The following is a 6,111-nucleotide window of genomic DNA, read 5'->3' on the forward strand; positions in this document are numbered from 1 at the left end:
GTGCGCGGTGCCGAGATTCGGCGGCGGGCGGTGCAGCGCGGGCGGCGGCGTGCAGCCGGGGCGGGGGCTGCTATGGTGCTGGCCGTTGGGGTGCTCACGAACCTCGGGCATGAACCAGGGCACCGCTCAACTCCGGCCGCGAGCCGGAGGCACGGGCCCGTAACGACCGCAACGGTCGCCCCCTTCGCGGCGGAGGCGACCGTTGATCTCACGACGCGGACGCTGAGAGTCGCGGGCCGCGTGCTGCCCGTTTCCTCGGGCGTGCCGGAGTGGCCCACACCCATGGGGCGAATGACGGTCGTAGCCAAGTACGAGGTGACCGAATTGCCCACCGACGCGCTCCACCCCGACGGCAAGAGCGAGATCAAGCTCCCGTGGGTCATCGAACTGCGCACCCCGGGCCAGGGGCGGAACTACATTGTCCCGGTGACCTGGGCCCCAAAGGCCCCCGGCAATTACTCCGCCACCGGAGGCTGGATCGGTGTGCGCACGAGCGACGCGCACTGGCTGTACACGCAGTTGCACGAGGGCTCTGTGCTGGTGGTCATGGGCGAGCCACCGGCGACGCAGGCTCCCGAGATCGCACCGACCGCGTAGGCCCGACCTTGCGTGCGCACCTTGCACGCCGGGGCGCCAGTAGGTGTCAGGGGCGGCGGTAGCCAGGCCCGCACACCAAGCGGCATATCTCGCACAGCGGTTGAGGCCCCGGCCGGCCTACAGACGCTGCCGGGGGATCGCCGGTGGCATGGGTGGAGTGTCGGGCGTCTGTGGACCCGTTCTTCTTGAACGCGGTGTCCCAGCTGTGGTGGCGTGTGGGGGTGATGCCGGTGCGGGTGCGGTTTTCGACTGGCGCGAGCGGCATGAGGGCGATGCGCAGATCGTCGGCGCTGAGGATGGTGTCGGCCGCTTGAAGGAAGGCCCCGCATGCTCGTGCGTCGGTGCGCGGGGCATTGGAGTGGTGGCGCTGTTTCGGGACGTGGTGTTCGGCGGCGTACTGGTCGGCAGCCGTGACCGCGGTGCTGGAGGTGCCGGGTCGACTCCGGGGCCAGGTGATGATGACCAGCGCGGTGACCAACTGCAGTTCGGTGAAGTACTGACTGGCCGGCTCGGGAGCCCCCGCAGCAAGCAAGGCGGCGATCTTCTGCTGCAGGGCGAGGAGTTCGGTGCTGGGGCGGTCGGCGGGGTGGAGTTCGGCCCGGTCGAGACGGCCCTGGCAGAGGTCCTCGCGGGATAGGGGCCTGCCCTCTGCCCGGGGGCGAGGCTGCCGGCACTGGGCGGGATGGAGCCCGGCGATCGTGGGCCGGGCGATCAAATGGCCGTAGCGGCGACTGCCGATGGCCTGGTGGCAAGCCGGGCAGAGGTGCTCGAGAAAGCGCTCGTGGCGGAGGCAGACGAAGAACATCAGCAGCCGCCGGACGCGCTGCCAGGGGCCGCCGTGCCGTTTCTGGATGGGCGTCCCGTCGCCGGCCAGGCAGTCGGGACAGTAACGGGCCGTGGACGCGAACAGTCCGTCGATCTGGCGCGTTGGGCGGCCGGCTTTGAGCAGGGCCGCGGTTCGGGCGATGGGCGGGTAGTAGGCAGCCCAGTCAGCCAGGGTCAGAGCGGTGGTCTCGGAAAGGGACAGCCGGGTCGTAGGGGCGAAGACGGAGGTCCTGGAGGCCGGCAGGAACGTCGACCAGCCGCTCTTGGCCCTGGCCTGGGTGTTGGGTTCGATGTCGGCCAGTCCCGTGCGGCGCATCAGCTGGTCCGGAGAGACGTGCAGCCGGTGGGCGAGCCTCAGGACGAAACCGGCCAGCGACTCGCCCTCCAGCGGGTCCAGGCTCCGCCCGATCGGCCGGGCTTCGGGACGAAGGGCAGTGTCAGTCACCGGCGGCCGGCCTCTCGCCGCGGTCGTCGAAGACCGCGTTCCGTCCTCGTTTCCTGCGTTCCTTCGACTGCTTGGGCGGTGTCACGTTCTGCGGGATCTCGGGGACCTCCCCGGCGTCCGGGTCCAGGTCGCTATGGTCGCCCAGCTGGATGGTGGTCCTCGCGAGCAGTTCGGGGGTGAGCCGTTCCTCCCCGCTGGTGATCGCTTTGGTGCTGCCGTCCTCGATCAGCCGCCGCAGCAGGCCGACGATGCCGCGGGTGCGGTCGTAGAGGTACTCGGGCATCTCGCCGGTGGTCAGCATGCCGGTGAAGGAACGCAGCAGCCGCAGCTGGTCCTCGATTCCGGCCAGGTGGTCGAGGAAGGCGGCGATGCCGGCGGGGGTGGAGTAGTCGAACGGATCGAGGTCGACGATGTCGAAGCGGCGGCCGGTCTGGGCGGCGGCCGCGGCGGTGTGGTGACTCTTGCCGTGCTTGGCCTCGGGATCGGGGAAGAGCCACTGTCCGGTGCGCGGGTCGACGTATGCGCCGCGCAGGAGTCCTGAGCCGGGGATGTCCACTCCGATCAGGATGAGTGTGACGTTGAGGTCCATCAGCTCGCGGATCAGGTCGAGGGTGTCCTGGTCGTCCTCGCGGTGCAGCCGCAGCCGGGTCACATCGTCGATCAGCAGCGCGATGGTGTGATGGCCACGGATCGCGTCCCGCACTGCCCTGACCAGGTCGTCCAGCGTGCCGGGATGGGGATCGCCGTGGACGTTCAGGATCGCCTTGCAGAGCCCCTGGGGTGTCGCGCGTACCGGCAGACGGCAGTAGGCCACCGGCACGAACACGTCCCGGGTGCCGGGCGTGCGGCCGGGCAGCAACTGGTGGTGGACCTCGTGCCAGACGTCCTCGAAGGACGCGGCCGCGTCGCACGCAGTCTCGGTCTTGCCCTGGAACCCGCCGCCGTTGATCACCAGACCGTCGCGGGTGCCGGGCATGAACTTCACCGCGTTGTTCTGCAGCCGCCCGCGCGTCAGGTTCGCGACCCGCACGCTCATCGGCGTCTCCTGCAGCCGCATGTTGACGTGCGTCGCCGTGCGGTGCAGGTCGTGCAGAGCCCGCTGCCGCTTGCCCAATGCCTGGTGGTCGGCCGGTTTCAGGCGAGGCGCGGGCACGAAGGTGTCCCCGACGGGCGGCGGAGGAGATGTCCATCGCGAAGCCGGTCTGCGCGAACGACGCCGCGAACAGCGAGTTCGGACTGTGCGGGCCGTCCGGATCCCAACTCGGGGCGCACTCGCCCAATGTGCGCCTTTGCCAGACGGCGACGCTCCAGGTGGCGATCAGGTGCTCGAGCTGGCTGACGGCAGCCGGCGCCGCGAAGCCAGCGCGTCCAAGCCGGGCGAAGGCGTGCTCGCGCCAGCGGGCGGCGACCGTGTAGCGCCAGCCGCAGGCGACAGCGACCTCGGCGGCCGCGGCGAACGACTCCCGGTCCGGCTCCTTGATCAAAGCCTTGGGCCGTACGTCGATCAGCCAGACGCCGTGGCGGGTCACCGCGAGGTAGTCCGGGGTGTGATGGCGGCGCTTCCCACCGGCATCGAAGGAGATCTTCAAGGGCTGCGAGACGACGTCGACGAGGTCACCGGCGAAGTCCAGGGCCAGCAGGACCCGGCCCTCCTCCAGGCTCTCCGCCCCGTGGTGACGGCCGGTGCTGGTAAGGAACTGCAGGCCGGGACGGTGCCGTTGGCCCGGGCGCCAGGTGAAGTGACGCATCGGATCGCTCGACAGCACCGGCTCCTGTACGAGTTCCTGTACCGAGGAGGAAGTGCCGTCCCCGTCGGTCCGCCACGAGACCGTCCACCGCTTCGTCCAGCCGTCACCCAGATCGAGTCCGGACCTGCCAGGGTCGACGTCTGTCAACACGAAAAGGTCATCCCAGCTGCACCGATACGACCACACGGCCTTGCTGTCAGCGCGGGCTACTGCCCTTTCGAGCCCACACGTGATCCCGCCATGGGCCCATGGAATCGGCCTCAGCATCCAAGAGCTCCCGGCGGCGGCTGCGAGGCCTGTTACGTTTCCACGCCCGTGGAGCGGGTTCCCGGGGTAGTTCGGGGGCTCCCTCGTCAACCGAGCCTCCGGCACCCACGGGGACGCCCCGGCGAGGTCTTCTACCTCGTCGGGGTCGCCGACCGCTCGACGCGCGTGGGGTGCCCAGCGACGAAGCCGGCGAACGCGCCCGAGGAGGCGGGGTGAGAGATCATCGCCCGCTGCCGTCCAGTCGGACTCAACCGCGAAGGCCGTGGCACTCGTGCGGAGAGACCCTGCGGTGAGAGATTCCGAAGCACCGTGCCTTCCGTGCGGCCTCGTCACCGGATTGGCTCCGGCTGCCGAAGTCCTGGGTCCACCACGGGCCTCCTTGGCCCGAAGCCACGCCTACGCCGATGTCCTTGAGACCGCAATCGAGGATGTTGTCGCGGTGGCCGGTACTGTTCGTCCAGGTCCGCATGACCGAGACCGGGTCCGGCTGGCCGAAGGCTATGTTCTCGGCGTACGACATCCAGTGATAGCCGGCAGCCGTGATGCGTTCGGCCGGGCCCGCGCCATCGGGGTTGGTGTGACTGAAGAAGTGCCGGGCTTGCATGTCATCCGAGTGCCGCTGCGCAGCCGTGCTCAGGAGGGCATTCAGCTCCAGGGGTTGGCATCCGGCAGACCGGCGCTCGGCATTGACCAGGCGAACGATCTCTCCGACCAGAGCTGAGCGCTCGCGCGTTGCGGTGTTGTCCCGGCTCGACGGACCGACGGCCTGCCGATCCCCGGGGGGAGCGGCGTTCTCCGGGTTCTCCAGGTGGGTGGCATTCGGCTTCTGGGCGGAGCTGGCTCCCCGGCCGTCCGAGGAACGGGTGTCAGGCGTGCGGGCAGCGAGGTTGCCCGACTGGGTCGTGGTACAGGCCATGGCCACGCCGACTCCCGCTCCGCCGACGGCGAGTCCGGCGGCGACCGTTGCTGCCTTGAGCGCCAGTCCGCGCTTCGTCCGGTACTTGTGGCGGGAATGCTGCCTGAGCATATGGTCCTCATTTCTTGAGTGACGGACTTTCGGTGCGGGACGCCGCCGAGGCCTGTGTATCCGGCAGAGCCTTCCAGGCCGTGCTATGAGGCGGTTCGCGCGGCAGGGCCGCCTGGCAGGCGAGCCGGTGACTCCACTCCGCTCGCGGCACGCCGCCCGGCGTTGGAACTCCGTGCTGCCCGACGGCAACGAGTGAAAAGCAAACGAAAGTTCGATGGATCGGACCTGGGGAGGATCCCGGTGCCAAGGCGCCTGCGTAGGGGCGGTGGCCTACGGGTGGTTCATGTGAGTCGGCTTGTGCGAGGCCGCAGGGGAGTCGGCAGCGTGGCCGCCCCCCTTGGGGACGGGGTGCGTCGTACCAGACGGACCCGCCACCGAGGTCGCCTGGGCCAGCCAGCGTGAGCGCGTCATCCGCCGCCGCTCCGGCACCCGACGGCGACTGTGTCACGAACCGCTGCGCGGAGCAGCGGCAGCCTTGTGGCCCGTGGCACAAGGCCGGTACGTCTTCCCACGCCCCTGGCTGTTACCGGGCCGCAGCCGATGTGCGCATATAGCGGATGTACCAGAGTCCTCGCGCTGGCAACGGAGGCGTTGAACGTTGTGGATGGTCCGCAGCTGCTGAACGTGTGCTTGATGATGCCGGTTCCGACGAAGGTTTGACCGAACTCGTTCCGGCGGCTGATGACGGTGACGGAAGTTGTTCTTTGACTTGTTGCGGTCCACGCGGCAGGTCCGGCCACCCCGTCACCCACCGGAGCACCTGTGGCTGATCGTGCGCCCAAGCGGCGCGCGGCCCGGCCGTGCGGCGAGGACAACGAGCCCGCCCGGCTCGGACGGTGATTGCCCGTCTCCTCCCTGTGCCTGGTGCGACGTTTGTGAGTCGTGACAGTCGCTGACCGGCCCGTCCGCACGCGGGCGAACGCGGCGGGCGTCGCCTCACTTCCCACCGGCATAGGAAAGAACTGTCACCATGCGCAGAGAAACAGTGCGTAAACACGGGCGGAAGAAGCCGAGGGCCTTTCTTGTGGCCCTCGGCGCCCTGACGGGAATGGCTGCCGCGGCTGTCGGTATCAACGCTGCTGTGGCAGGAAGCCCTGTCTTCGCGGATTCACCACCGGGGTCGGCCCGCAGCGGGATATCTTCCCCCGTGAAACGGCCCGCTCCACTGGGTGAGCCTCCGAGGAACAACGTCGACCGAGGGA

General features: G+C 69.3%; 4 protein-coding genes. 1 reads left to right on the plus strand and 3 read right to left on the minus strand.

What is annotated here, in order from left to right; genetic code table 11:
- The first annotated feature begins 72 nt into the window (after nt 1–72).
- Nucleotides 73–597, plus strand: a complete 525-nt coding sequence (locus tag ACH4UM_RS39580; RefSeq protein ID WP_398190861.1) for a L,D-transpeptidase — start codon at nt 73–75, stop codon at nt 595–597.
- Nucleotides 598–643: 46 nt separating this feature from the next.
- Here ACH4UM_RS39580 and ACH4UM_RS39585 read toward each other — a convergent pair whose 3' ends face one another.
- From ACH4UM_RS39585 to ACH4UM_RS39595, 3 genes are all read right to left on the minus strand, one after another.
- The gene (locus ACH4UM_RS39585; protein ID WP_398190853.1) at nt 644–1,867 is read right to left on the minus strand and encodes a TniQ family protein; all 1,224 of its coding nucleotides are present in this window, start codon (nt 1,865–1,867) and stop codon (nt 644–646) included.
- Nucleotides 1,860–3,020, minus strand: coding sequence for an AAA family ATPase (locus ACH4UM_RS39590; protein ID WP_398190855.1), 1,161 nt, complete (start codon nt 3,018–3,020; stop codon nt 1,860–1,862). The genes ACH4UM_RS39585 and ACH4UM_RS39590 overlap by 8 nt, the downstream gene beginning before the upstream one ends.
- A 1,109-nt stretch (nt 3,021–4,129) precedes the next feature.
- On the minus strand, nt 4,130–4,798 hold the full coding sequence (locus ACH4UM_RS39595) for a CAP domain-containing protein (RefSeq protein ID WP_398190858.1): 669 nt from the start codon (nt 4,796–4,798) through the stop codon (nt 4,130–4,132).
- Nucleotides 4,799–6,111 lie beyond the last annotated feature (1,313 nt).

Origin of the sequence: Streptomyces sp. NPDC020801, assembly GCF_044334385.1 — a bacterium.
Lineage (GTDB): Bacteria > Actinomycetota > Actinomycetes > Streptomycetales > Streptomycetaceae > Streptomyces.

Coding starts and splice junctions, on each gene's coding strand:
- ACH4UM_RS39595 (WP_398190858.1), bottom strand. CDS start 4,798: ATGGCCTGTACCACGACCCAGTCGGGCAACCTCGCTGCCCGCACGCCT.
- ACH4UM_RS39580 (WP_398190861.1), top strand. CDS start 73: ATGGTGCTGGCCGTTGGGGTGCTCACGAACCTCGGGCATGAACCAGGG.